29 protein-coding genes are annotated in these 26,440 nt (G+C 70.4%); 16 read left to right on the top strand and 13 right to left on the bottom strand.

Translation table 11 applies throughout. From position 1 onward, the window contains the following. Positions 1-328: 328 nt before the first annotated feature. Positions 329-1,258 carry an AraC family transcriptional regulator gene (locus NUG21_RS07640; RefSeq protein WP_263392720.1) on the bottom strand — a complete coding sequence of 310 codons (930 nt, stop codon included), beginning with the start codon at positions 1,256-1,258 and terminating at the stop codon, positions 329-331. A gap of 89 nt (positions 1,259-1,347) precedes the next feature. On the opposite strand from NUG21_RS07640, the gene NUG21_RS07635 reads away from it, so the two are divergent. Next, a complete protein-coding gene (locus tag NUG21_RS07635; protein ID WP_263392719.1) occupies positions 1,348-2,178 on the top strand; it encodes an oxidoreductase in 831 nt (276 codons plus the stop codon). Positions 2,179-2,344: 166 nt separating this feature from the next. Here the strand turns inward: NUG21_RS07635 and NUG21_RS07630 are convergent, their stop codons facing one another. The 4 genes from NUG21_RS07630 to NUG21_RS07615 form a co-directional block, all read right to left on the bottom strand. After that, complete coding sequence (locus NUG21_RS07630) at positions 2,345-3,958, bottom strand: ATP-binding cassette domain-containing protein (RefSeq protein ID WP_263392718.1); 1,614 nt, start codon at positions 3,956-3,958, stop codon at positions 2,345-2,347. Between the two features lie 167 nt (positions 3,959-4,125). Continuing rightward, a complete protein-coding gene (locus NUG21_RS07625) occupies positions 4,126-4,629 on the bottom strand; it encodes a GNAT family N-acetyltransferase (RefSeq protein ID WP_263393055.1) in 504 nt (167 codons plus the stop codon). Between the two features lie 14 nt (positions 4,630-4,643). Beyond that, a complete protein-coding gene (locus NUG21_RS07620) occupies positions 4,644-5,171 on the bottom strand; it encodes an alpha/beta fold hydrolase (RefSeq protein ID WP_010343959.1) in 528 nt (175 codons plus the stop codon). Continuing rightward, positions 5,168-5,659: an MOSC domain-containing protein gene (locus NUG21_RS07615; protein WP_160945857.1), complete on the bottom strand. Its 492-nt coding sequence runs from the start codon at positions 5,657-5,659 to the stop codon at positions 5,168-5,170. The genes NUG21_RS07620 and NUG21_RS07615 overlap by 4 nt, the downstream gene beginning before the upstream one ends. A gap of 22 nt (positions 5,660-5,681) precedes the next feature. Here NUG21_RS07615 and NUG21_RS07610 point away from each other — a divergent pair, with 22 nt between their 5' ends. Further along, positions 5,682-6,257 (top strand): N-acetylmuramoyl-L-alanine amidase, encoded by a 576-nt coding sequence (locus NUG21_RS07610; protein ID WP_263392717.1) that lies wholly within the window; start codon positions 5,682-5,684, stop codon positions 6,255-6,257. A gap of 243 nt (positions 6,258-6,500) precedes the next feature. Here the strand turns inward: NUG21_RS07610 and NUG21_RS07605 are convergent, their stop codons facing one another. The 4 genes from NUG21_RS07605 to NUG21_RS07590 all read right to left on the bottom strand — a co-directional run bounded on the left by NUG21_RS07605 (position 6,501) and on the right by NUG21_RS07590 (position 9,984). Beyond that, positions 6,501-7,436: a DUF1684 domain-containing protein gene (locus tag NUG21_RS07605; protein ID WP_237473050.1), complete on the bottom strand. Its 936-nt coding sequence runs from the start codon at positions 7,434-7,436 to the stop codon at positions 6,501-6,503. Between the two features lie 54 nt (positions 7,437-7,490). Beyond that, positions 7,491-8,372: a sulfurtransferase gene (locus NUG21_RS07600; RefSeq protein ID WP_263392716.1), complete on the bottom strand. Its 882-nt coding sequence runs from the start codon at positions 8,370-8,372 to the stop codon at positions 7,491-7,493. Next, positions 8,369-9,169, bottom strand: coding sequence for an NUDIX hydrolase (locus NUG21_RS07595; RefSeq protein ID WP_263392715.1), 801 nt, complete (start codon positions 9,167-9,169; stop codon positions 8,369-8,371). The genes NUG21_RS07600 and NUG21_RS07595 overlap by 4 nt, the downstream gene beginning before the upstream one ends. 113 nt (positions 9,170-9,282) lie before the next feature. After that, positions 9,283-9,984: an FKBP-type peptidyl-prolyl cis-trans isomerase gene (locus NUG21_RS07590; RefSeq protein WP_010343966.1), complete on the bottom strand. Its 702-nt coding sequence runs from the start codon at positions 9,982-9,984 to the stop codon at positions 9,283-9,285. Between the two features lie 160 nt (positions 9,985-10,144). Here NUG21_RS07590 and NUG21_RS07585 point away from each other — a divergent pair, with 160 nt between their 5' ends. From NUG21_RS07585 to nth, 3 genes are read left to right on the top strand one after another with little or no spacing between them, the layout of a single operon-like run. After that, a complete protein-coding gene (locus NUG21_RS07585) occupies positions 10,145-10,927 on the top strand; it encodes an enoyl-CoA hydratase/isomerase family protein (protein WP_263392714.1) in 783 nt (260 codons plus the stop codon). An 11-nt stretch (positions 10,928-10,938) separates the two neighbouring features. Next, positions 10,939-11,331: a hypothetical protein gene (locus NUG21_RS07580; protein WP_160945852.1), complete on the top strand. Its 393-nt coding sequence runs from the start codon at positions 10,939-10,941 to the stop codon at positions 11,329-11,331. Beyond that, a complete protein-coding gene (gene nth / locus NUG21_RS07575; RefSeq protein WP_160945851.1) occupies positions 11,328-12,005 on the top strand; it encodes an endonuclease III in 678 nt (225 codons plus the stop codon). Before NUG21_RS07580 ends, nth begins: the two co-directional genes overlap by 4 nt. A gap of 529 nt (positions 12,006-12,534) precedes the next feature. On the opposite strand, the gene NUG21_RS07570 is transcribed toward nth, so the two are convergent. The 4 genes from NUG21_RS07570 to NUG21_RS07555 form a co-directional block, all read right to left on the bottom strand. After that, complete coding sequence (locus NUG21_RS07570; protein ID WP_184502695.1) at positions 12,535-14,100, bottom strand: SulP family inorganic anion transporter; 1,566 nt, start codon at positions 14,098-14,100, stop codon at positions 12,535-12,537. Positions 14,101-14,119: 19 nt separating this feature from the next. Next, entirely contained in the window at positions 14,120-14,809 is a 690-nt protein-coding gene (locus NUG21_RS07565) for a carbonic anhydrase (RefSeq protein ID WP_160945850.1), read from the bottom strand. A 104-nt stretch (positions 14,810-14,913) separates the two neighbouring features. Next, a complete protein-coding gene (locus tag NUG21_RS07560; protein ID WP_263392713.1) occupies positions 14,914-15,231 on the bottom strand; it encodes a hypothetical protein in 318 nt (105 codons plus the stop codon). Positions 15,232-15,428: 197 nt separating this feature from the next. Next, positions 15,429-16,679, bottom strand: coding sequence for a porin (locus NUG21_RS07555; protein WP_160945848.1), 1,251 nt, complete (start codon positions 16,677-16,679; stop codon positions 15,429-15,431). Between the two features lie 258 nt (positions 16,680-16,937). Between NUG21_RS07555 and pstS (NUG21_RS07550) the strand changes: the two genes are divergently transcribed. The 11 genes from pstS (NUG21_RS07550) (at position 16,938) to NUG21_RS07500 (ending at position 26,360) form a co-directional block, all read left to right on the top strand. Further along, entirely contained in the window at positions 16,938-17,951 is a 1,014-nt protein-coding gene (gene pstS / locus NUG21_RS07550) for a phosphate ABC transporter substrate-binding protein PstS (protein ID WP_019796907.1), read from the top strand. 277 nt (positions 17,952-18,228) lie between these two features. After that, on the top strand, positions 18,229-19,326 hold the full coding sequence (pstS, locus tag NUG21_RS07545) for a phosphate ABC transporter substrate-binding protein PstS (protein ID WP_242080877.1): 1,098 nt from the start codon (positions 18,229-18,231) through the stop codon (positions 19,324-19,326). A gap of 213 nt (positions 19,327-19,539) precedes the next feature. After that, positions 19,540-20,514 (top strand): phosphate ABC transporter permease subunit PstC, encoded by a 975-nt coding sequence (pstC, locus tag NUG21_RS07540; protein ID WP_160945845.1) that lies wholly within the window; start codon positions 19,540-19,542, stop codon positions 20,512-20,514. Between the two features lies 1 nt (position 20,515). Next, positions 20,516-21,382, top strand: a complete 867-nt coding sequence (gene pstA, locus NUG21_RS07535; protein WP_160945844.1) for a phosphate ABC transporter permease PstA — start codon at positions 20,516-20,518, stop codon at positions 21,380-21,382. A gap of 19 nt (positions 21,383-21,401) precedes the next feature. Beyond that, positions 21,402-22,229 carry a phosphate ABC transporter ATP-binding protein PstB gene (pstB, locus tag NUG21_RS07530; RefSeq protein ID WP_160945843.1) on the top strand — a complete coding sequence of 276 codons (828 nt, stop codon included), beginning with the start codon at positions 21,402-21,404 and terminating at the stop codon, positions 22,227-22,229. 130 nt (positions 22,230-22,359) lie between these two features. After that, positions 22,360-23,070 (top strand): phosphate signaling complex protein PhoU, encoded by a 711-nt coding sequence (phoU, locus tag NUG21_RS07525; RefSeq protein WP_160945842.1) that lies wholly within the window; start codon positions 22,360-22,362, stop codon positions 23,068-23,070. Positions 23,071-23,247: 177 nt separating this feature from the next. Beyond that, positions 23,248-23,649: an HvfA family oxazolone/thioamide-modified RiPP metallophore gene (locus NUG21_RS07520; protein WP_263392712.1), complete on the top strand. Its 402-nt coding sequence runs from the start codon at positions 23,248-23,250 to the stop codon at positions 23,647-23,649. Further along, positions 23,636-24,481 (top strand): HvfB family MNIO-type RiPP peptide maturase, encoded by an 846-nt coding sequence (locus NUG21_RS07515; protein WP_263392711.1) that lies wholly within the window; start codon positions 23,636-23,638, stop codon positions 24,479-24,481. Before NUG21_RS07520 ends, NUG21_RS07515 begins: the two co-directional genes overlap by 14 nt. Beyond that, complete coding sequence (locus tag NUG21_RS07510; protein ID WP_263392710.1) at positions 24,478-25,224, top strand: HvfC family RiPP maturation protein; 747 nt, start codon at positions 24,478-24,480, stop codon at positions 25,222-25,224. Before NUG21_RS07515 ends, NUG21_RS07510 begins: the two co-directional genes overlap by 4 nt. A 41-nt stretch (positions 25,225-25,265) precedes the next feature. After that, positions 25,266-25,919, top strand: a complete 654-nt coding sequence (gene rnt / locus NUG21_RS07505) for a ribonuclease T (RefSeq protein ID WP_017911007.1) — start codon at positions 25,266-25,268, stop codon at positions 25,917-25,919. Between the two features lie 108 nt (positions 25,920-26,027). Then, a complete protein-coding gene (locus NUG21_RS07500) occupies positions 26,028-26,360 on the top strand; it encodes a low molecular weight protein tyrosine phosphatase family protein (RefSeq protein ID WP_019798661.1) in 333 nt (110 codons plus the stop codon). Positions 26,361-26,440 lie beyond the last annotated feature (80 nt).

Raw genomic sequence — 26,440 nt, 5'->3', positions numbered from 1 at the left:
ACCAGGACGGACGGGAGGGAGGCACGGCGGACGCCGCGCGCGTGGCGCATCGCAGCGCCGGATCCGGCGTTGCCGCGGCCGCGGCCGCGGATCGGGGTGAGCACGCGAACGCACCGCACCGGAACGGCGCGCAGAATACCACAGGGCCTGCGCGCGCCTGCCTGCTGCGCAGGGTCCTGGCGCAGTGCGCGCCGCGGCCGCCACTGGCCTCGTACGCCTCGCATGGAGACGCCCCGGCCGGCGCTCGCCTGGCGACCGACTCAGCGCCGTGACAGCTGCAGGCGGCGCTGCAGACGCCCGCCCACGGCCGTGGCAGGCAACGCATCGCTCAATGCGAGGCCACGAATCCGGCCCCTGGTGCGACCGGAGGCACGGCGAACTCGGCGCGCATGCGCCGCGCCTCGGCCATCGGCGGCCGGCCGAACAGACGTTTGAACTCGCGGGTGAACTGCGAGGCGCTCTCGTAGCCGACCGCGTGGCAGGCGCCCGCTGCGGTCATGCCCTCGCGCGCCATCAGCAGGCGCGCCTGGTGCAGGCGGATCGACTTCAGGTACTGCATCGGCGCGACCCGGGTCACCGCCTTGAAATGCGCATGGAACGACGGCGTGCTCATCCCGGCCTCGCGCGCCAGCTCCGCCACGTCGAGACGCCGGGCGTGGTCGCGGTGGATGCGTTGCAGGGCGCGACCGATGCGGCCGAAGTGCCCTTGTTGCGCCAGGGCCGCACGCAGCCCATGGCCTTGCGGTCCGGTCAGCACGCGGAAGTACACCTCCCGCACGAGCGCGCGGCCGAGGATGGCCGCGTCCAGCGGGTGACTCAGCGCCTGCAGCAGGCGCTGCACGGTCTGCCGCAACGCCTCGTCCATCGGACTGGACACCATGCTCGCCGGCGCCTGCGCGAGCTGGACCGGACCGGCCTGGTCCAGCTCGACCAGCAGTCCCGCCGCAAGCTGGAAATCCAGATGCAGGTACAGCGCCAGCAGCGGCCGCTCCGGGCTGCCATCGGACTGCATGGTGAAGGGCACCGGGACGGCGACGGACAGATAGTGCTGCTCGTCGTAGACATACACCGCATCGCCGAAATGCCCGCGCTTGGCGCCCTGGCAGACGATGACGATGCCCGGGTCGTACAGCACCGGCGTGTCGGTCAACGGCCGGTCCGAGCGCAGCACGCGCACATCCGGCAACGCGGTCAAGGTGTAGCCCTCCTGCGGTGCCAGGGCACGCAGCAAGTCCACGGAACTGGCGGCAGCAGTCATAGAAACAGGCAAGGATCGCAGAGAGCGCGGCATCGGAGCGGCGCGTCGATCATCGCATCATTCGCCCCTCATCCTCTCGGGAGCGTGTCATGACACCACAGAAAACCTTGCTCATCACCGGCGTCAGCAGCGGCTTCGGCCGCGCGCTGGCTCAAGCGGCGCTGGCGGCCGGACACCGCGTCGTCGGCACCGTGCGCAGCGCGCAGGCGCGGCAGGAGTTCGAGGCGCTCGGCGCCGGGGCGGTCGGGCGCGTGCTGGACGTCACCGACGTCGACGCCATTCCTGGCATGGTCGCCGAGCTCGAAGCCGCGGTCGGGCCGCTGGACGTGCTGGTCAACAATGCCGGCTACGGCCACGAAGGGATCCTGGAGGAATCGCCGCTGGAGGCTCTGCGTCGCCAACTCGAGGTCAACGTGGTCGGCGCCGTGGCGATGATGCAGGCGGTCCTGCCCTCCATGCGGCAGCGACGTCGCGGACACATCGTCAACATCACCTCGATGGGCGGCTTCATCACCATGCCCGGCATCGCCTACTACTGCGGCAGCAAGTTCGCGTTGGAGGGCATTTCCGAGGCGCTGGGACAGGAGGTCGCCGCGCTGGGCATCCACGTGACGGCGGTGGCGCCGGGGTCGTTCCGCACCGACTGGGCGGGCCGTTCGATGGTCAGGACGCCGCGCAGCATCGCCGACTACGACGCGCTGTTCGATCCGATCCGCGACGCCCGCCAGGCCAAGAGCGGCCGCCAGCTCGGCGACCCGGCCAAGGCCGCCCAGGCCATGCTGGCGTTGATCGACGCGCCTGCGCCGCCCGCGCACCTGCTGCTGGGCAGCGACGCGCTGGCCCTGGTGCGTGACAAGCTCGACCGCCTGAAGACCGACATCGCCGCATGGGAGGCGGTGAGCCGTTCTACCGATGCCTGAGCGGCGGCCGCCGCGCCGCCTGCCGCGCGCGTCGACCACGCGGCATCGATGAAGGCTGCCGACTGCGTAAATCACCGCGACAAGGATGCTGGCGCTGTTGCTGCCCTCCCCCCGCTCGCTACGCAACACCCGACGGCACGACCACGTCGACGACAGCGCACGCCACTCACCACGGCGTCAGCCGCCACGCCTCGGCATCGGCCTGCAAGCGCTGCTGCAAGCGCAGCGTGTCCAGGAACGCCGCATCGTGCGAGACCACCAGCAGCGCGCCGGGATACTGCAGCAACACCGCACGCAGCGCGTCGCGGGCCTCGCGGTCCAGGTGGTTGTCCGGCTCGTCCAGCAACAGCAGCTCGGCTGGCGGCGAGCGGTAGAAGGCGCAGGCCAGCGCGGTCTTCAGCCGTTCGCCGCCGCTGAGCTGGCCGCAGGGCACGCCGATGCGCTGCGCGTCCAGGCCGAGCAAGGCCAGCCGCGTGCGCAGGTCGGCGAGCGCCATGCCGGGCGCGGCGGCCTGCAGTTGCGCCAGCGCGGTGGCGGCCGGGTCCAGCAGCGCCAGCGACTGGTCCAGGTAGGCGCTGGCGGCGCGTACCCGGCAACTGCCCGAGAGCGCCGGCACCTGCCCGGCCAGCGCGCGCAGCAGGGTCGACTTGCCGCTGCCATTGGCCCCGACCACGCCGATCCGCGCGCCCCCCTGCACCACCAGGTCCAGCGGCTGCCGCGTCGCCGGCTCGAACGGCAGTTGCAGCGCCTGCAGCTCCACCAGGCGGCGCGTGGCCGCATCGGCCGCCGGTGGCGCGAACAGCGCCACCGGCGCGTCCGGCTGCACCTGGCGCGCGGCCTCGGCGATCCGCGCCAGGCTGCGCGCCTGGGTCGCCTGGTGGTCGCGCACGCGCTTGCCGGCGCTGTCCTGGCTGCGCTGTTTCTGACGACCGAGCAGGATCGGCGCCTGATTGGCCGCTCCTGCCTGCTGCCGCCCGCGCGCACTGCGCCGCTGCTGTCGATCGTGCTGCGCCTGCCAGGCGGCGTTGTCGCGCGCGTGCTGCAGCTTGTGCTGGGCCAGTTCGGCCTGCGTGGCCTCGCGCTCGCGTGCCCGGCACTGCAGGTAGAACGCGTAGTCGCCGCCGTAGTCGCGCAGGCCGCCGGGCGACAGTTCCAGCGTGCGCTGCATGTCCTGCAGCAACAGCGCATCGTGGCTGATCACCAGCAAGCCGCCCGGCCAGCGCTGCAGCGCCTCGCGCAGGCGCTGCCGCTGTGCCGCGTCCAGGTGCAGGGTCGGCTCGTCCAGGATCAGCGCATCGGCATCGGCCAGCCAGGCGCCGATCAACGCTACCCGCATCGCCTCGCCGCCGCTGAGCGTGGCCGCCAGGCGGTGCGGCTCCAGCGCGCCCAGGTCGTGCGCATGCAGCTGCGCCTGCAGGCGCTGTGCAATGTCCCAGCGCTCGCCGAGCGCGTCGAAATCCGCCACGTCGGCACTGCCGGCCTCGATCCGTGCCAACGCCCGCAACGCCGCGCCCACGCCGGCCAGATCGGCGACGGTGGCGTGCGGTGCCGGCGCGACCTGCTGCGGCACGTAATGCAGGCGACCGTGGCGCACGCAGCGCCCGGCGCTGGGCGTCAGTTCGCCGGCGAGCAGGCGCGCGAACACGCTCTTGCCGACGCCATTGCGGCCCACCAGCCCGGTAGGCCGCGCATCGAGCGCGAAGTGCAGATCGGAAAACAGGATCCTGCCATCGGGCAGGACATGGGTCGCGCTGTCCAGCGCAAGCAGCGGATGCGTCATGGGAACCTCCAGGGATGCCGGTCGTGCCCGCCAAGAGATCGGCAGGAAGGACGAAGGCCGTCGCGAAGACGGCGGCATCAATGGCGCATCGGCGTAGATCCTCGATGAAGGTGCGGGACGATGCTAGCGCACCCGACCCGTGTCGGGCGAGATCGCGCGGCGCGGGCTCAGGGCGCGGACAGGAACGCCGGGTGGTAAGCCACCTCGGCCATCGGCGGCAGGCGTTCGCCGAAGGCCAGCGCTTGGAAGGCCTCCACCGGCGCGCCCGGCAGGGTCAGCCCCGGCTCCGGGCGAAAGCCGAAGCGTGCGTAGTACGCCGGATCGCCCAGCACCACGCAGCCGGCCGCGCCCAGCGCCTGCAACTGCGCCAGCGCCTCGCGCACCAGCCGCGCGCCCAGGCCCTGGCGTTGGTGTCCCGGTCCCACCGACAACGGCCCCAGGCCGTACCAATCGCGACTGCCGTCGGACAGGCTCACCGGCGACACCGCCACGTGGCCGACGACATAGCCCTCGTGCTCGATCACCAGCGACAGGGTCAGCGCGCCGTCCGCGCGCAACCGCTCGATGATGTCCTGCTCGTCGTGGCGGCTGTGCGCAACGCGGAAGAACGCGACCAGGGTCAGCGCCTCGATCGCCGCCGCGTCGGCTGGCCGCTCCGCACGCAAGAGCATGTCGCCGGATGCGCTCACAGGCGCTCCAGCAGTTCGGCGAAGGCCTGCGCCGACGTCGCCACGTGCTCGCCCAGGCGATGCGTGTCGTCGACCAGCAGCAGCCGCGCCGCGCGCGCCTGCGCCCAGGCGATCACCTCGGCGGCGGGAATCAGTTCGTCGCGCCAGGCGTGCACCACCGAGGTCGGCACCGGCGCCGCGTCCAGCGCCGGCATGTGCCCCATCCGCGTCGGCGGCACCATCAGGAACAGGCCGCGCACCGGCACGTGCAGCGACACCTGCGCGGCGATGTAGGCGCCGAGGCTGGAACCGGCCAGCACCAGCGGTCCGCGCTGCGCCGCGGCCTGCGCCAGTTCCAGCAGGCGCTGCAGACGCGTCGGCACGTCGCCGAGCGGGCTGATGTCGCGGCGCGCGTCCAGGTCGGTGTAGTCCGGGCGCGAATGGCTCCAGCCCAGGCGCTCCGCGACCTCGGCCAGCGCCGTCACCTTGATCGCGTCCGGCCCGCTCTCGAAGCCGTGCGAGAGGATGCAGTGACCGCGGCTCACAGCGCCACCACCGCATCGCCCAGGCGCAGCGTGCCGCCCTGCACGATGCGCGCGCACAGGCCGCCGTGGCCGCGCATGGCGTTGTAGCCGCCCGGCCCCAGCGCCTGCTCCATGCGCGAGCACGGATCGCACGGCGCGATGCCTTCCAGCTCGACCTCGCCGATGCGGAAGCGCCGCCCCTTCAGTGCGATCAGCGGAATGCCCGAGACCACCACGTTGCGCCGCAGGGTCGCCGGCGCCACCGCCGCATGGCCGGCCAGCGCGGCGATCGCCGGCAGGTGTTCGGCCTGGATCAGGGTGACGCCGCGCTTGCCGTTGCGGCCGGCGTAGCGGTCGCCGTGCAGGCCGCCATCGGTCTGCGCCGCGGCGGCGTCGACTTCGTGCATCGGCACGTCGCGCGCCGGGCGCAGGCCGATCCATTCCACGCGTCCGGCGCGCGGCAGTGTGGCCAGCAGGGTCGCCAGCGGGCTTTCGGAATTCAGGGTCATCGGCGAATGCTAGCATCCGCGCATGTCGCCCACCTCGCCGTTGCCGATCCACGATGCGCCCCTGCCCTACGTCGGCCTGCTGGAGGAGCGCGCGCCGGACAGCATCACGCTGGCGGTGATCCACTGCACCGAGTTGCCGGACCTGGCCAGCGCGCGCCTGTACGGCGAGCGCGTGCTGTATCCGTCCGGTACCGGCAACAGCGGCCATTTCTACATCGACCGCGACGGCAGCGTGCACCGCTATGTGCCGTTGCAGCGCGTCGCGCACCACGTGCGCGGCTACAACCGGCAGTCGCTGGGCATCGAGCTGGTCAACCGCGGACGCTATCCGCTGTGGCTGGATTCGCGCCACCAGGCGATGACGGAGCCCTACCCGCCGGCGCAAATCCAGGCGCTGATCCGGCTGCTGCAGCAGTTGCGCGCGGAACTGCCGCAGTTGCGCCACATCGCCGGACACGAGGCCCTGGACCGCAGCCTGGAAGCGGCCAGCGACGATCCGGCGCGGCAGGTGCAGCGCAAGCTCGATCCGGGACCGCGCTTCCCCTGGCCGCAGGTGCTGGAGGCGGTGGCGCTGGCGCCGTATGCGCCACCGCCGTGACCGCGCTGCAGGCGGTGGACTGGAACGATTCGGGCCGCGATGCAGAACCACACAACGTCGCATTCGCACGCTTCCGTAGGCGGCTTCAGCCGCGACCGGGCGTCACCGCGACTGCCTGGTCGCGCCTGAGGGGTACCTCCCCTCGCGACCGGAAGCGCCTGTAGGAGCGGCTTCAGCCGCGACGGGCTTCACCGGGAACGGCCCGGTCGCGGCTGAAGCCGCTCCTACAAGATTCCTGCGCGCTCAGCGCGCGCCGACGTAGTTCTTTTCGCCGGCGGTCACCGCCACGTCGAGGCGATTGCCGACCGGCGCCAGCGGACACACCACGTGCGGGGTGAACGCGCATGGCGGATTCTGTGCCAGGTTGAAGTCCAGCACGATGCGGTCGCCCTGCGGCGCCGGCACGAACAGATAGCGCGCGCCGCCGTAGCTCTCGCGGCCGCTGGTGCGGTCGGAAAACGGCAGGAACAGGCGCTGGCTGGCGCCGTCGCGCAGCACCTGCAGGCGGTAGTGCCGCCCCTGCAGGACGAAGTCGGCGCTACCGACAAGGGCCAGCGGCTGCGGCGTTCCGATCGAGGTCAGCAGCACCATCGCCTGTGGCGCCGGCACCGGATGCCAGTCGGCCAGCACCCGCCACTGCGGATCGATCGGGAAGTAGTCGATGCCGCGGAAGCGCGCGCGCGCCGGCGCCTGCGGATCGCGAAAACGCCAGCCGAACAGGTTGCCGGTGCGCACCACGTAGAACTCCTGCGCACCCAGCGTCAACCGCGTCTGGGTGTCGTGCGCCGCGTCGGTCTCCAGGCGGCCGCCGGCGAACGGTTGGCCGTTCACCTGCACCGCCGCGTCCGCGGCGGGCTGGAACTGCACACCCTCCTGCAGATCCACTTGCAGCACGCCCAGATGCGCCGGACCGGCCGGCAACTGCACGTCGTTGTCGGACGCGCTGCCGACCCGGTGCAGGCCGCTGTGCAGGCGGCCGGAGCCGGTGAAACTCAACCAGCCCGACGGCGCGCGCAGCGTCGCCAGGCGCTGCGCACGGTCGCGCTGCACAGACTCGCGATAGTGCGTGGCCGATTGCGCACGCGGCGAGGCATCGGCGCCATCGGCCGACGCGCGCCGGTCGCCGCAGGCGGCCAGACCCAGCAGCATCGCCAGCCCGCAGGCCTCACGCCAACGCATGGTGCCGCCCCTGTCGCGTGCCATCGTGCATGCGTTCGGTGTGCGCCGCCGGCCCTAGCCGAGGGCGCGCGGCCGCGACGGATCGGCGATCCAGCCGCTCCAGGAGCCGGCATACACGCGCGCACCGTGCAGGCCGGCATGTTCCAGCGCCAGCAGCAGATGGCAGGCGGTGACGCCGGAGCCGCACATCAGCACCACCTCGCGCGGATCGCGCCCCTGCAGCAACGGCTGCAGCTCGGCGCGCAGTTCCTGCGCCGGGCGCAGGCGTCCGTCGCGCAGGTTCTGCGCCAGCGGCCGGTTGAGCGCGCCGGGCACGTGCCCGGACAGCGGGTCGATCGGCTCCACCTCGCCACGGAAGCGTTCGCCGGGGCGCGCATCGAACAACCAGCCCGGCGCCTCGTGCAGGCGCGCGGCAACCTCCTCGGCGGAGACGATGCGCGCCGTGTCGAACGCCTGCGGATACGGCGGCAGCGGCGACGGCACGGTGGCCGCGTCGGTTTCCGGCAGGCCCAGCCGGCGCCATTCGGCCAGGCCGCCGTCGAGCACGGCGACGCGGCGATGGCCGAGCAGGCCCAGCATCCACCACAAACGTGCTGCGGCCATGCTGCCGTCGCCAGCGTCGTAGACCACCACCTGGTGCTGCGGGCCGATGCCCCATTGCCCCAGGGTGCGCGCGAAGGCCGCGTCGTCCGGCAACGGGTGCCGACCCAGGCCGGGACGGCCGAGATCGGACAGATCGGCGTTCAGATCGGCGTAGACCGCGCCGGGCAGGTGCGACTGCGCATAGGCCGCGCGCGCCGCCGCTGCGGCGGCAGGATCGAGCAGCGCCGCCGGCGCGAACCGCGCATCGACCAGGCGCAGCGCGGGATCGCCGAGCGCGGCGGCCAAGGCCGGCGCCTCGACCAGGGTGTGCCATTCGGGGGGCGTTGCGGTCATGCGGCTTGCTCCAGTCGGCGACGCAGGTTGAGCAGGATCGCCGCGGTCGCGCCCCAGATGCGCTGGCCGGGCCAGCCGTACTCCAGCACGACGCGCGGGCGTCCGCGGTAATCGGTCTCGATGCTGCGCAGGTTGTCCGGCGCCATCAGGTACGCCAGCGGCACCTCGAACACCTCCGCCACCTCGCCCGGATGCGGCTGCGGCACGAAGCGCGGATCGATCGCCGCGACCACCGGCATCACCCGGAAGCCGCTGATGGTGACGAACGGATCCAGGTAGCCCAGCGGCTCGGCCTGGGATGCCGCCAGCGCGATCTCCTCCTCGCTCTCGCGCAGCGCCGCGGCCACCGCATCGGCGTCGCTCGCCTCGATGCGGCCGCCGGGAAAACTGACCTGGCCGCCGTGGTGGCGCAGGCTGTCGGTGCGCCGGGTCAGCAGCACATAAGTGCCGTCGGCGCGCGGCACCAGGCCGGCCAGCACCGCGGCTTCCACCGGCGCGCCGTCCGGCAGCAGATCCTGCAGTTCGTGGTGGTTCCAGCCCGGCCCCGTCGGCGGCTGCTGCAACGGATGCAGCGCGCGCAGCAGATGCGCGCGTTCGGCCAGGCGCTGTCCCGGCGACGGCGACCAGCCGCGCCCCGGCAGCACCTCGTCCATGTAGCGGCGGCGTTCGGCGTCGCTCATGCCGCGCCAGCGTGCGATCTCGTCACCGCTGCGCAGGCAGCCTGCGCAATAGCCCTGCGCATCGAGACGGCAAATACCGATGCAGGGCGTAAGCGGGGCATGCGGAACGGGATCCATCGGATTCGACACCTTGCCAGCCTAGCGCGATTCGTCGGCGCCGTCGTTGCCTGCCAAAAAAAATTGCGCCGGCATCGCTGCCGGCGCAATCGTCGTGCACTGGAGCGGCGTGCTTACTTGACGCTGACCAGCTTGATCTCGAACTGCACCGCCACGTTCGGCGGGAACGGCGTACGCGGGTCGGCACCGTAGGCCTTGTCCGGCGGCAGGGTCACTTCCCACTTGGAGCCGGCCGGCATCTGCAGCAGCGTATCGCGCATCGCCTGCATCTCGACTTCGCTGACCTTGATCGCCGGGATCTGCTGCGCCGGACGCGCCTGCGCCGGGCGCTGGCCGAACGGGTACGGACCGGCCACTTCCAGCTGCACGGTGCTGGCCTGGGTCGGCTTGGCGCCGGTGCCGGCCTCGATCACGCGGTACTGCACGCCGCTGGGCAGGGTCTGCACGCCAGCCTTGGCCTTGTTCTGGGCCATGAACTGGTCGCTCTTGGTCTTGTTCTCGGCAGCGGCCTTCTCGTAGTCGGCCTTGGCCTGCTGGGCGCGGGCCTGCTCGCGCTTCTGGAACGCTTCCACCGCCGGCTTCAGCTGGTCGGCGCTGACCGCCGGCTGCTTCTTGGCGTAGGCGTCCTGCAAGCCCTTCACCACCGCATTGATATCGAGCTGCTCGCCGCGGCCGGTGAGTTCGGCAAGGTTGTTGCCGTAGTCATAGCCGAAGTAATAGCTCAGCTTGCCCTTCTCGGACGAGGTGTCCTGGGCGAACGCATTGCCGCTCAGGGCGAGGGCCGCGACAGCGACCGCAATAGAACGCAACTTCATCAAACAATTCTCCAGGGTGGTGGCACAGGGCGGCCCGTGCCGCCTGAGATGACGCGTTAGGATAGCCGCCGCGGCGCATAACCGCTACCGACGACGCTGCTCTGACTGGTGCGGCCCGCCGAGAGTTCCCATTACTTTTTTTTAACAACCAGGAATGCACATGTCCGGCACGCCGGTCCTCGCCGATACCCAGGGTGCGATCCGCATCCTCACCGTGAATCGAGCCGACAAGCTCAACGCCTTGAATCGCCAGGTTTTGCAGGCGCTGGATGCGGCCTTCGCCGCGGCCGCGGACGACCCGCAGATCCGCGTGGTGGTGCTGACCGGCGCCGGCGAGAAAGCCTTCGTGGCCGGCGCCGACATCGCCGAAATGAACGAACTGACACCGGTGCAGGGCCGCGATTTCTCGCAGCTGGGCCAGCGCCTGATGCGCCGGATCGAGCGCATGCCCAAGCCGGTGCTGGCGATGGTCAACGGTTTCGCCCTCGGCGGCGGGCTGGAACTGGCGATGGCCTGCCACCTGCGCGTGGCCGCCGAGGGCGCCCGCCTGGGCCAACCGGAGATCAATCTCGGGCTGATCCCCGGTTTCGGCGGCACCCAGCGCCTGCTGCGGCTGGTCGGCCGCGCCGCGGCGCTGGAACTGTGCCTGCTCGGCGCGCCGATCGACGCGGCGCGCGCGTTGCAGCTGGGCTTGGTCAACCGCGTGGTCGCCGCCGGCGAACTGCAGACGACCACGCTGCAGCTGGCGCAGCAACTGGCCGAGGCCGCACCGCTGGCGTTGCGCGGCATCCTCGACGCGATCCAGATCGGCGGCGAAGGCGCGATCGAACAGGGATTGGAGTACGAGACTGCGCAGTTCGGCCTGCTGTTCTCCAGCGAGGACATGCGCGAAGGCACCCGCGCCTTCCTGGAGCGGCGCCGGCCGCAGTTCCGCAACCGCTGAGCCCACGCACGATGTCGCACGCCCCCGTTTCCGCCACGCCGCTGCAGTTGCTGCGCTGGGTCCTGGACGACGATCTGGATGCCGCGATCGATGGCGGCCTGATGGACTACCGCGGCACCGATCCCGGCGACGATGCGCTGGACCCGGCGCATCCGCAGCTGCGCGCGCAGGTGCTCGCCGCGCAGCAGCGCCTGCGCGATGCCTGGGCAGCACGCGCGCGCTATCGGGCGCGCAGCGCGCGGCTGGAACGCCGTGCCGCGGCGCGCCAGGCGCGGCGTGAGGCCGTTGTACCGACCGCCACGGGCACGACTCCCGCCGCCCCCAGCGCGCCGGCCCTGCCCGCGGCGGCCGCGGCGATCCTGGCCCGCGCCAAGGCCAAGGCCGCGCAGCGAGGCGGCCGATGAGCGCGACCGCCAGCGTGCCCGTGCGGCGCGGACGCCTGCTGAGCAAGGACGAGATCCACGAGCTGTTCTCGCGCCTGTCCGAACTCAATCCCAACCCGACCACCGAGCTGGAGTACAGCACCCCATTCGAACTGCTGATCGCGGTGATCCTCTCGGCGCAGGCCACCGACGTCGGCGTCAACAAGGCCACCCGCCGCCTGTATCCGGTGGCGAACACGCCGGCGGCGATCCTGGCGCTGGGCGAGGATGGGCTGAAGCGCTACATCTCCACCATCGGCCTGTTCAACGCCAAGGCCAAGAACGTCATCGCCACCTGCCGCATCCTGGTCGAGCAGCACGGCGGCGACGTGCCGCGTGCGCGCGACGCGCTGGAAGCCCTGCCCGGCGTCGGCCGCAAGACCGCCAACGTGGTGCTCAACACCGCCTTCGGCGAGCCGACCATGGCGGTGGACACGCACATCTTCCGCGTCGCCAACCGCACCGGGCTGGCTCCGGGCAAGGACGTGCGCGCCGTCGAGGATGCGCTGCTCAAGCGGGTACCGGCGCAGTTCCTGCACGACGCGCACCACTGGCTGATCCTGCACGGCCGCTACGTGTGCAAGGCGCGCAAGCCCGACTGCCCGCAGTGCGCGATCCGCGACCTGTGCCGGTACAAGGACAAGACGCCGGGTTGAGCGGCGCAGTCGCAGGCAGGCGCTCGCGTCATCGCCTGCGCCACGGCCTTGGGCGCCGGTTGGTGCGGGACTGGGGACATCGGCTCCGGCAACCAGTGCAGCACGCGAGGTCCACCGCTGCGTTCGTCGCGACTGAAGTCGCTCCCACAATGGCGTTCCGCGAGCCTGAACCTGGTGGTGTGGGAGGGGCTTCAGCCCCGACAGCAACTAACACCCGGAGCCTATCGCTGCGTTCGTCGCGGTTGAAACCGCTCCTACGGTTGTCCCCAAGCCGCCGCGTGGGCGGCATTGCAGGAGCGGCTTCAGTCGCGCCCCCCCCCCCCGTCGCCGGCAGTGCCTGTCTGCGCTCGCCGCGGTCGAAACCGCTGGCACCGCTCCATCCAGGAACGCCGCTTGGTTGCACTGTAGGAGCGGCTTCAGCCGCGACAGTTTCCGTCGCCGACACGGCCTCGCCTGCCCGCGTCGCGAGTGGAACCGCCCCTACAGATGTCGAAAGGCCAGGCGCAGGCACTGCCGGCCACACCACCGACTACGCCGCACGCTGCCCTTCCACGCGTCGGTCCAATTCCTTCCAGTCCACCACCAGGGCGCAGCCGCGGGACGCGGCGTTGCGGCTCCAGTCGCGCAGCAGTTCCAGGCAGGCGTGGTCGACGTGGCGTAGCCGCGCCACGTCCAGGTGCAGTTCGGTATTCGGCGGCAGCCGCTCCAGGGTCCGCGCCATCGTCGGCACGCGCAGGAAGGTGGCCGAGCCCTCCAGCGACAGGCGCAGCTTGCTGCTCCCCTCGCCTGCGCCCGCGCTGGCGGCGTCTTCATGCGCATGCACGCCGACCGTCAGCCGCGACTGCTGCAGCGCCAGGCGCAGCAGCGACAGCGCAAAGCCGATCAGCACGCCGGTCAGCAGGTCCGTGGCGACGATGGCGAAGGTCGTCGCCAGGTAGATGGCGGCGGTGCCGCGTCCGTAGGCGGCCAGTTCGCGCACCTGTCCCAGCTTGACCATCTTCAGCCCGGTGTAGACCAGGATGCCGGCCAGGCACGCGACCGGGGTCATGCGCAGCAGCCACGGCAGCAACAGCGCGAACACCAGCAGCCAGGCCGCGTGCAGCATGGTCGACACGCGCGTGGCCGCACCGGCCTGCACATTGGCGGCGCTGCGCACGATCACCCCGGTCATCGGCAAGGCGCCGAGCAATCCGCACAGCATGTTGCCCACGCCCTGCGCGGCCAGTTCGCGGTCGTACTGGGTGCGCGGCCCCTGGTGCATGCGGTCCACCGCCGCCGCCGACAGCAGGGTCTCGGCGCTGGCGATGAAGGCGAAGGTGAGCGCCGACAGCAGCAGTGTGGCATCGAGCACGCCGAGCATGTCGTCCAGGCTCGGCACCCGGATCGCCGAGAGCAGGTTGGCCGGCACGTCGACCTTGCGCACGTCCAGCGCCTGCAGCTGCACCAGCGCGGTCATCGCCACCACCGCCAGCAAGGCGCCGGGCACGAAGCGCAAGCGCTGCGGGCGCAGCCGCTCCCACGCCAGCATGATCGCGATGGTGCCCAGGCCGACCAGCAAGGCGGCGCGGCCCACGCCGGCGTCCAGCGCGCGCCACAGCACCGCCGGCAAGGCGGCGAAGTTCTCCAGTCCGCGTGCCTTCGGCGCCGCGTCCAGCAGCACGTGCGATTGCGAGGCGACGATCAGGATGCCGATACCCGACAGCATGCCGGCCACCACCGCCGGCGAGGTCATGCGGAACCACACGCCGGCGCGGCACAACCCGGCCAGCAACTGGATCGCGCCGGCCAGCAGGATCACCGGCCCCAGCGCCGCCACGCCGTGCGCGCGGACCAGTTCGAACACCAGCACCGCCAATCCCGCCGCCGGCCCGCTGACCTGCAGCGGCGAGCCGGCGATCAGCCCGACCACCAGGCCGCCGACGATGCCGGTGATCAGGCCGGCGGCCGGCGGCATGCCCGACGCGATCGCGATGCCCATGCACAGCGGCAAGGCGACCAGGAAGACCACCACCGAAGCCAGCAGGTCGCGGCCGAAGGCGCCGCCGCGCAAGTAACGGGCCAGCGCCGAGGCGCCGGCCGGAGCGTGCTCTGTCATGGTGTGCATGGGCGGCTCCTCAGACAGCGACGTTGCGCAGGACCGGCGCCAGGCGCGGCGGCGGCGTGGCATCGGGCGGGCGTCGACCGGCTTCCGGCAGCAGCGGCAGGAACCGCCCCTGCTCGGCGTCGAAGGCGCGGATCTCGCCATGGCCGATGTCGTAGATCCAGCCGTGGATGCGCAGCGCGCCGCGCGCCAGCCGCGCCGCCACCACCGGTTGCGTGCGCAGGTGATCCAGCTGCGCCACCACGTTCTCCTCGGTCAGGCAGTGCAGCGCATCCTCGGCATGGGCGGCATGGCCATGCTGCGCGGCGACCTGGCGCGCGCTGTCGGTGTGCTTGAGCCAGGCCGCCACGGTCGGCACCTCCTGCAGCGACGCGGGATTGAGCACCGCCTTCATCGCGCCGCAGTCGGTATGGCCGCAGATCACGATGTGCTCGACCTGCAGCACCGCCACCGCGTACTCGATCGCCGCGACCACGCCGCTGACGTGTTGCGAGTACGGCGGCACCACGTTGCCGATGTTGCGGTAGACGAACAGTTCGCCCGGTTGCGCGGCGAACATCAGTTCCGGCATCACCCGCGAGTCGGCGCAGGTGATGAACAGGGTGTGCGGGGTCTGGCCGGCGGCGAGTTGCCGGAACAGCCCGCGTTGGCGGGGATAGACCTCGTTGCGGAAGTGGCGGAAACCATCGAGCAAGCGTTGCATGGGGTATCTCCAGGCATGGGGGGAGCGAAGCCGTACCGCACGCGGCACGACGCAGACGCAAACAACAGCGGGGGATCGGCATCGCCAGCGCGGCGATGCAGGCGTCAGGCCCGGGATGGAGGACGCAGCGCGGGGCGGCGATAGCCGCGGCAAGGCGCTGCCGGTGGCACCGGCAAGACCGGCCGGATCAGGAGGGTCGGCGGAAACAACGCGGGCGCGACCGCGAGCGGCGCGTCGTGCGGATCGGGATCGGCGGCCGGCGCTTCCAGCTCGGGCGAGACCCCATCGAGATCAGCGTCGACCTCGCTGGCGCAGGCGCTCGCGCACAGCGCCGCCGGTGCCGCCGCCGCGGCCGATCCTGCACGGATCGCCGACAGCGCCAGCAATGCGGTCAACATCAACATGGACAGACGGGCGAGCATGCTTCGACAGTAGGAAGGCGCATCGTCGATGACAAGTGCTGCGCCGCACAATTCACTGCATCGTCCACGGCCGTCGACGCGAACCGTGAAAGACACCTCGGCCCGCGCCCACCGTGCGGCTCTGGGCGGTCACGCCGCAAAAAAGAAAGGCGACGCAGTGCGCCGCCTTTCGTACAGCATGCGGGACTCTCCGCGAATCAGAACGACAGGTCGCCCCAGACGCCGAATTCCTTGGTTTCCACGTCGGTCTTCTTGCTGTCGTTGTCCTGGTGCGTGTACTTGTACACGGTGGCCAGCTTCAGGTTCTTCATCACCGGGAACTCGACGCCGACGTTCCAGTACTTGTCGGCCAGGGTCGGGTCGAGGGTCTTGCTCAGGTCGGTCTTGTCGTAGCGGGCGAAGGCATTGATGCCGCCATCGGTCAACGCGACGCTGCCCCACACCGACCAGCCGCTGGACTTGTCGGTGGCCGGGGTCAGCACGTTGTTGAGGTTCTTGGCCTGGAAGTACTCGCCGCCCAGACGGAAGTTGGAATCGGCGTAGGCGACCATCGCATCGGCGCGGGTGTAGTCGTGCTGCGCGTCGAGGATGTCGGTTTCCTTGCCCAGCTTGCCCGAGTAGGCGCCGACGGCGATGGCCAGGTTCTGCATCGGCATGTAGGCGACGCGGCCTTCCACGTCCATGCCCTTGCCGCGGGTCGGGTTCTTGTAGCCGGCACCGTTGACCACCGACATCGCGTAGTTGACCTGCGAGCCCAGGTCGCCGAAGGCGTGCAGGCCCCAGTCGGAGGAGTTGGCGTACTTCAGGCGGTCGGTCAGGGTGTTCTCGACGTAGCGGTAGCCGTAGAACTTCTCGACGAACGGCACCCACGGCATGTCGGCGGCACCGATACGCAGCGCGAAGGCGTCGTCGAACTTGCCCTGCACGTAGGCCTTCTTGACGAACAGCTGGGTGTTGGACAGCGCCGAGCTGTACTGGAAGTCGGTGGTCAGGTTGGCCGACCAGATCTCGTTGAAGCTGTGGTCGACGGTCAGGTAGAAGCGCTTGACGTCCAGACCGGTGCCGCTGGCAGCGGTCTTGGCGCCGCCACTGGTGCGGTCGATGTTGGTCAGGTCGAAGAACATGCGGCCGCCGATCTTGTTGTCGTTGACCAGCTTGGCGAGCTTGTCGACCTTGGCGGCGCTGGCCTGCGCCGATTCGGTCGCCTGGGCCTGCACGACATTCACTTCCGACTGCGCGTCGGACTGCGCCTGCAGGGCTTCCGACTGCGCCTGCAGCTGCTGGACCTGGGTCTGCAGCGCTTCGATCTGGGCCTGCAGCTGCTGCAGCTGTGCAGCGCTGACGGCGGGCGGATTGCTGCTGGCCTTGGCCTTCGCCGCGAACGCCTGCGGCGCCGACGCCAGGCCGAGGCTGGCGAGGATCGCTGTGGCGAGAACATGAGAACGCATTAGGATGTCTCCGATGGGTGGTGGCAGGGTGGGATGGGTGCGGTGCGGCCCCAGTGCGACGGCCCGACCATTTGTAAAGATTCCGTCAAAGACATGACGGTTTTGAGTCAGCTTCGTGTCGGAACGAAGGCATGCCGACCCGGACAGGCTGTCACCGGACTGACATCTGATTTTCTTCAGACGTTCATGAAAAAGTCTTGGAATGCAGCCGATGCCGGCAGGGGTGCCGGCTTCCCACCTATTCCAGGAGTTCTCCCGATGCGTTCCCTCAAGCTCCGACTGCTGGCAGCCGCCGCGGTCGCTACGTTTTCGCTCGCGGCGCAAGCCACCGATGTCACCGGCGCAGGCTCCAGCTTCGTCTATCCGGTGCTGTCGAAGTGGTCGGCTGCCTATGCCGAGAAAAGCGGCAACCGCGTCAACTACCAGTCGATCGGTTCCGGCGGCGGCATCGCGCAGATCCAGGCGGCCACGGTCGATTTCGGCGCTTCCGACAAGCCGCTCAGCGGCGCGGAGCTGGACAAGTTCGGCCTGGGCCAGTTCCCGGTCGTGATCGGCGGCATCGTGCCGGTGTTCAACGTGGCCGGCGTGGCCCCGGGCGCGATGAAGCTCGACGGCACCACGCTGGCCAACATCTTCCTCGGCAAGATCAGCAAGTGGAACGACCCGGCGATCGCCGCGCTGAACCCGGGCCTGGCCCTGCCCGACCTGAAGATCACCATCGTGCACCGCTCCGACGGTTCGGGCACCAGCTTCAACTTCACCAACTACCTGTCCAAGGTCAGCCCGGAGTGGAAGAGCAAGGTCGGCGAAGGCACCGCCGTGCAGTGGCCGGCCGGCATCGGCGGCAAGGGCAACGAAGGTGTGGCCGCCTACGTCAAGCAGATCCGCGGCGGCATCGGCTACGTCGAGTACGCCTACGCGCTGCAGAACAAGCTCAGCTACGCCGGCATGAAGAACGCCGCCGGCCGTTTCGTGATGCCGGACGACAAGACCTTCTCCGCCGCCGCCGCCACCGCGGACTGGAAGTCGGCCAAGGACTTCAACCTGATCATGACCAACGCGCCGGGCCAGGACGCGTGGCCGATCACCGCCACCACCTGGGCCATCATGTACAAGAAGGCCAAGAAGCCGGCGTCGTCCAAGGCCGCGCTGGACTTCTTCAAGTGGTCGTTCGAGCAGGGTCAGCCGCAGGCCAAGGCGCTGGACTACGTGCCGCTGCCGGAGCCGCTGGTCAAGCAGATCGAAGCCTACTGGGCGCAGAACATGAAGTAAGCCGGCGTCTCGCCCGTGCCGGCGCGCGCGTCGGCACGGCGATACCCGAGGGCGCGGACCGCAGGGTCCGCGCTTTTTTTGTCCCCGACGGCAGGCATCGCCTGCCTGCGATCGGCACCTGCCCGCCGCATGACAGGCTCCTGCGGGGCGGCGCGACGGCCGCATCCCGTGATGGCGTCCGCCAACCCATCCGCAAGTCATCTGGCTGTAACAAAAATATCATTTCATAGCGAACATCCGCCGGATGTCCCGGCGCTCTTCGCTACGGAGTGACCCCATGAAACTGCAGCCGGCGCGCATTGCCGTCCTGTCCCTCGCCCTGGCCTTCGCCGTCACCGCCTGCCAGCCCGGCAACGGCGACAAGCAGGGCGCCGCCGATGCGGCCGGCGGGACGCCCGCTGCCGCGCCGGCCGCCGGCGCCAAGACCGCGGCGGAGATTTCCGGCGCCGGCGCCTCCTTCATCTATCCGCTGATCTCCAAGTGGTCGGCCGACTACAACGCGGCCACCGGCAACAAGATCAACTACCAGTCCATCGGTTCCGGCGGCGGCATCGCCCAGATCAAGGCCGGCACGGTCGATTTCGGTTCCTCCGACAAGCCGCTGGACAGCGCCGAACTGGCCGCGGCCGGCCTCGGCCAGTTCCCCTCGGCGATTGGGGGGGTGGTGCCGGTGGTCAACCTGGACGGCATGGAAGCGGGCAAGCTGAAGCTGACCGGCCCGGTGCTGGCCGACATCTTCCTCGGCAAGATCAGCAAGTGGAACGACCCGGCGCTGACCGCGCTGAACCCGGGCGTGACCCTGCCCGACACCAAGATCAACCTGGTGCACCGCTCCGACGGCTCGGGCACCAGCTTCAACTTCACCAACTACCTGTCCAAGGTCAGCCCGGAATGGAAGGGCAAGGTCGGCGAAGGCACCTCGGTGCAGTGGCCGGGCGGCGTCGGCGGCAAGGGCAACGAAGGCGTGGCTTCGTACGTGCAGCAGATCAAGGGCTCGATCGGCTACGTGGAACTGGCCTACGCGCTGCAGAACAAGATGCCGTACGCGTCGATGCAGAACGCCGCCGGCAACTGGGTGCAGCCCAACGCCGAGAGCTTCGCCGCGGCGGCCGCGTCGGCCGACTGGGCCAACGCCAAGGACTTCAACCTGGTCATCACCAACGCCGCGGGCGCGCAGGCGTGGCCGATCACCGCCACCAACTTCATGCTGATGCACAAGCAGGCCAAGGACCCGGCGCGCAGCAAGGCGACCCTGGACTTCTTCAAGTGGGCCTTCGAGAAGGGCCAGCCGCAGGCCGACGCGCTGCACTACGTGCCGCTGCCGCCGGAGCTGGTGCAGCAGATCGAGGCCTACTGGAGCAAGGAGTTCAAGTAAGCGCCATGCCGGCGCGCGTTGCGCGCGCCGCTGCGGCAAGCGGCGACCGGTGGTGCGCTCCAGGCGCCGCCGGTCGCCGTCTCGGCATCTTGTGATCCGGACTTTCGGGTTCCCGCCTGTGCGGGAGCGATGCAACCACCCACCGCGCGCGGTCACTGCCGCCGCGGCCACGATCGGAGCGCGCAGGCGCGCGCTCCGGCGACGACCGAGCCCATGAACAGCACTGTCCTTCCCGAAGCGATGTCGGCGCCCCGCGGACGCGACCTGCGTGACGCCCGCGCCGACCGCGTGTTCCGCTGGATCCTCACCGCCACCGTCGTGTTCGTGCTCGTCGCCCTGGGCAGCGCTGCGCTGTCGATGCTGTGGGGCGGCCGCCATGCCCTGCAACTGCAGGGGCTGAGCTTTTTCTACTCCAGCGAGTGGAACCCGGTCGAGAACAAGTACGGCGCGCTGGCGCCGATCTACGGCACCCTGGTGACCGCGCTGATCGCGATGCTGATCGCGGTGCCGGTGAGCTTCGGCATCGCCTTCTTCCTGACCGAGGTGGCGCCGCGCTGGCTGCGCGGCCCGGTCGGCACCGCGATCGAACTGCTGGCCGGCATCCCCTCGATCATCTACGGCATGTGGGGCCTGTTCGTGCTGGTGCCGATGATGACCGAGTACGTCACCCCCTGGCTCAACGACCACCTCGGCACGCTGCCGCTGATCGGCCCGATATTCCAGGGCCCGCCGCTGGGCATCGGCCTGCTCACCGCCGGCTTCGTGCTGGCGATCATGGTGATCCCGTTCATCTCCTCGGTGATGCGCGAAGTGTTCCTGACCGTGCCGACCCGGCTCAAGGAGTCGGCCTACGCGCTGGGCTCCACGCGCTGGGAAGTGAGCTGGGACATCGTGCTGCCCTACACCCGCTCGGCGGTGATCGGCGGCATCTTCCTGGGCCTGGGCCGCGCGCTCGGCGAAACCATGGCGGTGGCCTTCGTGGTCGGCAACACGGTGCGGCTGTCGCCCTCGCTGCTGGAACCGGGCACCACCATCGCCGCGCTGATCGCCAACGACTTCGGCGAAGCCACCGAGACCTACCGCTCGGCGCTGCTGCTGCTGGGCTTCGTGCTGTTCATCGTGACCTTCATCGTGCTGGCGATCGCCCGCCTGATGCTGGCGCAACTGTCGCGCAAGGAGGGCAACTGAGATGGCCGCCGACGTCGCCCACCGCCTGTACAACCGCCGCCGCGTGGTCAACGCCGTGGCGCTCACCCTGTCCTGCCTGACCGCACTGTTCGGGCTGGTGTTCCTGGCCTGGATCCTGTGGACCCTGGTGGCCAAGGGCATCTCCGGCATCAACGTGGACCTGTTCACCCGCATGACCCCGCCGCCCGGCGAGGAAGGCGGCCTGGCCAACGCGTTCTTCGGCAGCGCGGTGATGTGCGGCCTGGCGCTGCTGATCGGCACCCCGCTGGGCGTGGCCGCCGGCACCTGGCTGGCCGAATACGGCAACGCGCGCAAGACCGGCCAGGTGGTGCGCTTCGTCAACGACATCCTGCTGTCGGCGCCGTCGATCGTCCTCGGCCTGTTCGTCTACACCCTGTACGTGATGCAGACCGGCGGCCGCTTCTCGGCGTTGGCCGGCGCGCTGTCGCTGGCCTTCATCGTGCTGCCGGTGGTGGTGCGCACCACCGACGAAATGCTGCGGCTGGTACCGGCGCAAATGCGCGAGGCGGCGCTGTCGCTGGGCATCCCGCAGTGGAAGGTGACCATGCAGGTGCTGTACCGCAGCGCCTCGGCCGGCATCGTCACCGGCGTGATGCTGGCGCTGGCGCGCATCAGCGGCGAGACCGCGCCGCTGCTGTTCACCGCCTTCGGCAACCAGTACTGGAACAACAACATCTTCCAGCCGATGGCCAGCGTGCCGGTGGTGATGAACTCCTTCGCCGGCAGCCCCTACCCGAGCTGGCAGCTGCTGGCCTGGTCCGGCGCGCTGGTGCTCACCGTGTTCGTCCTGCTGGTCAGCCTCGGCGCGCGCGCCCTGCTGGTGCGCAACAAGATCTCCAACGATTGATATCCCTATGGACACGGCCATGAACGATCATCACAACGCCGCCCCGATGCACCGCATCGCCATGCCCAACGGGCACACCGCGCTGGCGCCGTCGCCGGTCAAGATCGCCGCGCGCGGCCTGGACTTCTACTACGACAAGTACCACGCGCTGAAGGGCATCAACCTGGAAGTGCCGGAGAAGCGCGTCACCGCGCTGATCGGTCCGTCCGGCTGCGGCAAGTCCACCCTGCTGCGCATCTTCAACCGCATCTATGCGCTGTACCCGAAGCTGGAAGCGCGCGGCGAGGTGCTGCTGGACGGCGAGAACATCCTCTCGCCGAAGTACCCGATGAACCGCCTGCGCAGCAAGGTCGGCATGGTGTTCCAGAAGCCGGTGCCGTTCCCGATGACCATCTTCGAGAACGTCGCCTACGGCATCCGCCACCACGAGAAGCTGTCCAAGGCCGACATGGCCGACCGCGTCGAGCAGGCCCTGCGCCAGGGCGCGTTGTGGGACGAGGTCAAGGACAAGCTCGGGCAGAGCGCGCTGGGCCTGTCCGGCGGCCAGCAGCAGCGCCTGTGCATCGCCCGCGCGGTGGCGCTGCGCCCGGACGTGCTGCTGCTCGACGAGCCGACCTCGGCGCTGGATCCGATCTCGACCAGCCGCATCGAGCAGCTGGTGGAAGAGCTGAAGACCGACTACACCATCGTCATCGTCACCCACAACATGCAGCAGGCCGCGCGCGTGTCCGACTACACCGCCTTCATGTACCTGGGCGACCTGATCGAGCACGACCGCACCGAAATCATCTTCTCGCAGCCGAACAAGCAGCAGACCGAAGACTACATCACCGGCCGTTTCGGCTGAGCCGCTGCGGCCGCCGCTGCCTGGTCGCAGCGGCCGCGCCCGCCGCCCTCCGGGCGGGCGCCCGGCGACACCAGCACCGCAATGCCAGGCATGGCCGCGGCGACACCAACGCACTTATTGGACCTACGACATGAACACTCAGCCCAACGAGCACATCGTGAAGAGCTACGACGAAGAACAGCATCGCCTCGCCGCCGAGATCGTGCGCATGGGCGAAACCGCGGTGGCGCAGTTGGAAGCGGCGCTGGACGTGGTCGAACGCCGCGACGACAACGCCGCGCTGCGCATCGTCGTCAACGACGAAGCGATCGACGCGCTCGAGCACTCCATCAGCCACGACGTGATGCGCCTGGCGCTGCGCGGGCCGATGGCGCGCGACCTGCGCGAGATCCTGGCCGGCCTGCGCATTCCCGCCGACGTCGAGCGCATCGGCGACTACGCCGCCAACGTGGCCAAGCGCTCGATCGCGCTGAACATGTCGCCGCCGATGCCGCAGACCCTGGGCCTGCGCCAGCTTGGCAAGCTCGCCGCCGAACAGGTGCGCGCGGCGCTGGCCGCCTACCAGCACAACGACGCCGACGCCGCCCTGCTGGTGCGCCAGGGCGACGCGCAGTTGGATGCGCAGTACACCGCGCTGTTCCGCGAGCTGCTGACCTACATGATGGAAGACCCGCGCAACATCACCCCGTGCACGCATCTGCTGTTCATGGCCAAGAACCTGGAGCGGATCGGCGACCACGCCACCAACATCGCCGAGAACGTGTGGTTCCTGGTGCACGGCGACCAGCCGCTGCCGCCGCGCGACAAGCGCGACGAGACCAGTTCCACCAGCGGCATCTGACCCCTGCCGAGCGGACGGCGATACGCCGTTCCGCCGTCGTGGTCTCCCTGGGCTCCGTGCGCAACGGAGCCTTTTTTGTCGCCACGCACCGCCGCATGCAGCGCCGCGCGGCAACGAGTAGGCTTGGCGCACTCCGGCCACCACGGCCGGCGCCCATCCATCGCCAGGAGCCTGCGCATGTCCACTTCGTCCCGTCCGTCCCCTGCCCTCGCCGGCGCGGTCCTGCTCGGCGGCATCGGCCTGTCCGCCTCCGCCCTGGCCATGACCGACCTCGCCCAGGGCTATGCGCTGGGCGCACAGGCCGCCGTCACTCCGCCGCAACGCACCGAGACGGTTGCACCGGCAACGCCGACACCCGCACCGGCGGCGCAAGCCGGGCAGGCCGCCGATCCGGCCAAGGCCAGCGAGGGCGGCTGCGGCGCAAAGGCCGGCGACGGCAGTTGCGGCGCACACACGTCAGCGGCGACACCGGCCAAGCCCGCGGCGGCCGCTGCCGCGGCCACGCCGCAGGCCAAGCACGACGACAAGGCCATGGCCGAAGGCAAGTGCGGCGAGGGCAAGTGCGGTGGCAGCCTCTGAACCAAGGCCGCTGGCCGCGTCCAGTGCCGGCCTCGGGCTGCGCCGCGGCCTGCTCCAGGACCTGCTGCAGGCGCCAGCGGATGCGTTCGATTTCCTCGAATGCGCGCCGGACAACTGGATCGGCGTCGGCGGCCGTCCCGGGGAACTGCTGCAGACGCTGAGCGCGCGCCATCCGCTCAGTTGCCACGGCCTGTCGCTGTCGCTGGGTGGCGTGGCCGCGCTGGACACCACCTTGCTGCAGCAGACCCGGGACTTCCTCGACCGGCACCGGGTCGCGCTGTACAGCGAGCATCTCAGCTACAGCGCCGACGACGGCCAGCTCTACGAGCTGCTGCCGCTGCCGTTCACCGACGAGGCGGTGCGCCACGTCGGTGCACGCATCGCCCAGGTGCAGGACGCGCTGGGCCGACGCATCGCGGTGGAAAACGTCTCCTACTACGCCGCGCCGGGCCAGGCCATGAGCGAAGCCGCGTTCGTGGCGGCGGTGCTGGACGAGGCCGACTGCGACCTGCTGCTGGACGTCAACAACGTGCACGTCAACGCCAACAACCACGGCGACGACGCGCTGGCCTTCCTCGCCGCGATGCCCAGCGCGCGCATCGCCTCGTACCACGTCGCCGGTCACCGCGACGACGCCGCCAGCGGGCTGAAGATCGATACCCACGCCGCGCCGGTGGCCGACCCGGTCTGGGAGTTGCTTGGCGCCGCCTACCGCCTGCACGGCGTGCGCCCCACCGTGCTCGAGCGCGACGGCCAGTTCCCGCCACTGCACGCGCTGCTCGACGAAGTGCAGCGCATCCGCGCCGTGCAGGCGCAGTCGCGCGGCGCATGAGCGAGACCCTGCGCGCCCAGCAGTTCGCGCTCACCCGGCATCTGCGCGATCCGCAGCGGTACCCGCCGCCGGCCGACATCCCGCCGCAGCGCCTGGCGGTGTACCGCGCCCTGTTCTTCGACAACCTGGCGCAGTTGCTGGGCGGCCAGTTCCCGGTGCTGCGCGCCACCCTCGGCGACACCGACTGGGTGGCGCTGCTGCGCGCGTTCTGCGCCGAGCACCGCGCTCGTACGCCGCTGTTCCCGCGCCTGGGCGAGGAACTGGTGGCGTTCCTGCAGCAGCGCGCGCCCGATCCGCAGCGTCCCTGGCTGGCCGAACTGGCGCACTACGAAACCGTGGAACTGCAGGTGCAGATCGACGACGCGGCGCTGCCGCCGCACGATCCCCAGGGCGACCTGCTCGACGGCATCCCGCTGCTGTCGCCGTGGCTGCGCCTGCTGCGCTACCGCTGGCCGGTACAGCGCATCGGCCCGGCCTGGCAGCCAGACACGGCGCCGGCGCAGCCGACCTGCCTGCTGGCGCGGCGCGAGGCCGACGGTCAGGTGCGCTTCGCCGAGCTGGCGCCGCTGGCCTATGCCGTGCTGGCGGCGCTGCAGCCCGGCGCGCGCAGCGGACGAGCGCTGCTACTGGACCTGGCCGCCGCGCACGGCCTTGCGCCGGACGCCCTGCTGCACGAGGGTGCGGCCCTGCTGCAGCGGCTGCACGCGCAAGGCAGCGTGCTCGGCACGCGTCTGCCGGGGTGACGCCGCGGCGGCCGACGGCCGCGCTCTGCTAACCTTGGCGGATGAACGATTCGGTCGACAGCCCCTCCCAGCCCCTGGTCATCACCCCGATGTCGCGGCGTTTCCGCGGCTACCTGCCGGTGGTGGTGGACGTGGAAACCGGCGGTTTCGACTGGAACAAGCATGCGCTGCTGGAGATCGCGGTGGTGCCGATCGAGATGGACGATTTCGGCCAGCTCTATCCCGGGGTCACCGCCAGCGCGCACGTGGTGCCGGCGCCCGGCACCCTGATCGATCCGAAGTCGCTGGAGGTCACCGGCATCGTCCTGGACCACCCGTTCCGCTTTGCCAAGCCCGAGCGCGAGGCGCTGGACCACGTGTTCGCGCCGGTGCGTGCGGCGGTCAAGAAGTACGGGTGCCAGCGCGCCATCCTGGTCGGCCACAACGCCCATTTCGACCTCAACTTCCTCAACGCCACGGTCGCCCGCTGCGGCCACAAGCGCAATCCGTTCCACCCCTTCAGCGTGTTCGACACCGTCACCCTGGCCGGCATCGCCTACGGCCAGACCGTGCTGGCGCGCGCGGTGCAGGCCGCCGGCTTCGACTGGAACGCCGCCGACGCGCACAGCGCGGTCTACGACACCGAGCAGACCGCGCGCCTGTTCTGCAAGATCGCCAACGCCTGGCCGGCGCCGCCGGTGGGCGCGGCGCCTTGAGCTGCGGCGCGCGTTGCACGGCACGCGCGCGACGCCGTCGCGTCGGCCCGGCGGCACGACGGCCGACCGCCCAGTGCTAGCGGCGCGCGCAGGCTGGCAGCGGATCGCATGAGCCGCCACCTGCTGTTCGTGTGCAGCCGCAACCGGCTGCGCAGCCCTACCGCCGAGCAGGTGTTCGCCACCTGGCCCGGCGTGGAAACCGCCTCGGCCGGCGTCGACCACGACGCGGATACCCCGGTCACCCCGGAATTGCTGGAGTGGGCGGACATCGTCTTCGTCATGGAACCGGCGCATCGCGCCAAGCTGTCGCGCCGGTTCAAGCGCCACCTCGGCCGCGCACGCATCGTCTGCCTCGACATCCCCGACGACTACGGCTACATGGATCCGGCGCTGGTGCAGGTGCTGACCGCGAAGGTGTCGCGGCACCTGCCGGTGCGCTGATCCCGGTCGTCAGCCACTGCTCCGAGACCGGACACCCGCGAGGCGGCACAGATGGCATTGGAACTGCTGGACGGCGGCAC

The sequence above is a fragment of the Xanthomonas sp. CFBP 8445 genome (assembly GCF_025666235.1).
GTDB lineage: Bacteria > Pseudomonadota > Gammaproteobacteria > Xanthomonadales > Xanthomonadaceae > Xanthomonas_A > Xanthomonas_A indica.
This window is presented reverse-complemented; position numbering and strand designations above follow the sequence as displayed.

Bases quoted from the DNA above. Each gene is read 5' to 3' on its own strand.
- phoU (WP_160945842.1), top strand. From the start codon at position 22,360: ATGAACACTCAGCCCAACGAGCACATCGTGAAGAGCTACGACGAAGAA.
- NUG21_RS07555 (WP_160945848.1), bottom strand. From the start codon at position 16,679: ATGCGTTCTCATGTTCTCGCCACAGCGATCCTCGCCAGCCTCGGCCTG.
- NUG21_RS07635 (WP_263392719.1), top strand. From the start codon at position 1,348: ATGACACCACAGAAAACCTTGCTCATCACCGGCGTCAGCAGCGGCTTC.
- NUG21_RS07640 (WP_263392720.1), bottom strand. From the start codon at position 1,258: ATGACTGCTGCCGCCAGTTCCGTGGACTTGCTGCGTGCCCTGGCACCG.
- NUG21_RS07520 (WP_263392712.1), top strand. From the start codon at position 23,248: ATGTCCACTTCGTCCCGTCCGTCCCCTGCCCTCGCCGGCGCGGTCCTG.
- pstB (WP_160945843.1), top strand. From the start codon at position 21,402: ATGAACGATCATCACAACGCCGCCCCGATGCACCGCATCGCCATGCCC.
- NUG21_RS07600 (WP_263392716.1), bottom strand. From the start codon at position 8,372: ATGACCGCAACGCCCCCCGAATGGCACACCCTGGTCGAGGCGCCGGCC.
- NUG21_RS07580 (WP_160945852.1), top strand. From the start codon at position 10,939: ATGTCGCACGCCCCCGTTTCCGCCACGCCGCTGCAGTTGCTGCGCTGG.
- pstS (WP_019796907.1), top strand. From the start codon at position 16,938: ATGCGTTCCCTCAAGCTCCGACTGCTGGCAGCCGCCGCGGTCGCTACG.
- NUG21_RS07625 (WP_263393055.1), bottom strand. From the start codon at position 4,629: ATGCTCTTGCGTGCGGAGCGGCCAGCCGACGCGGCGGCGATCGAGGCG.
- NUG21_RS07560 (WP_263392713.1), bottom strand. From the start codon at position 15,231: ATGCTCGCCCGTCTGTCCATGTTGATGTTGACCGCATTGCTGGCGCTG.
- pstC (WP_160945845.1), top strand. From the start codon at position 19,540: ATGAACAGCACTGTCCTTCCCGAAGCGATGTCGGCGCCCCGCGGACGC.
- NUG21_RS07510 (WP_263392710.1), top strand. From the start codon at position 24,478: ATGAGCGAGACCCTGCGCGCCCAGCAGTTCGCGCTCACCCGGCATCTG.
- NUG21_RS07615 (WP_160945857.1), bottom strand. From the start codon at position 5,659: ATGACCCTGAATTCCGAAAGCCCGCTGGCGACCCTGCTGGCCACACTG.
- NUG21_RS07500 (WP_019798661.1), top strand. From the start codon at position 26,028: ATGAGCCGCCACCTGCTGTTCGTGTGCAGCCGCAACCGGCTGCGCAGC.
- NUG21_RS07630 (WP_263392718.1), bottom strand. From the start codon at position 3,958: ATGACGCATCCGCTGCTTGCGCTGGACAGCGCGACCCATGTCCTGCCC.
- rnt (WP_017911007.1), top strand. From the start codon at position 25,266: ATGAACGATTCGGTCGACAGCCCCTCCCAGCCCCTGGTCATCACCCCG.
- nth (WP_160945851.1), top strand. From the start codon at position 11,328: ATGAGCGCGACCGCCAGCGTGCCCGTGCGGCGCGGACGCCTGCTGAGC.
- NUG21_RS07585 (WP_263392714.1), top strand. From the start codon at position 10,145: ATGTCCGGCACGCCGGTCCTCGCCGATACCCAGGGTGCGATCCGCATC.
- NUG21_RS07565 (WP_160945850.1), bottom strand. From the start codon at position 14,809: ATGCAACGCTTGCTCGATGGTTTCCGCCACTTCCGCAACGAGGTCTAT.
- NUG21_RS07595 (WP_263392715.1), bottom strand. From the start codon at position 9,169: ATGGATCCCGTTCCGCATGCCCCGCTTACGCCCTGCATCGGTATTTGC.
- pstS (WP_242080877.1), top strand. From the start codon at position 18,229: ATGAAACTGCAGCCGGCGCGCATTGCCGTCCTGTCCCTCGCCCTGGCC.
- NUG21_RS07605 (WP_237473050.1), bottom strand. From the start codon at position 7,436: ATGCGTTGGCGTGAGGCCTGCGGGCTGGCGATGCTGCTGGGTCTGGCC.
- NUG21_RS07610 (WP_263392717.1), top strand. From the start codon at position 5,682: ATGTCGCCCACCTCGCCGTTGCCGATCCACGATGCGCCCCTGCCCTAC.
- pstA (WP_160945844.1), top strand. From the start codon at position 20,516: ATGGCCGCCGACGTCGCCCACCGCCTGTACAACCGCCGCCGCGTGGTC.
- NUG21_RS07590 (WP_010343966.1), bottom strand. From the start codon at position 9,984: ATGAAGTTGCGTTCTATTGCGGTCGCTGTCGCGGCCCTCGCCCTGAGC.
- NUG21_RS07570 (WP_184502695.1), bottom strand. From the start codon at position 14,100: ATGACAGAGCACGCTCCGGCCGGCGCCTCGGCGCTGGCCCGTTACTTG.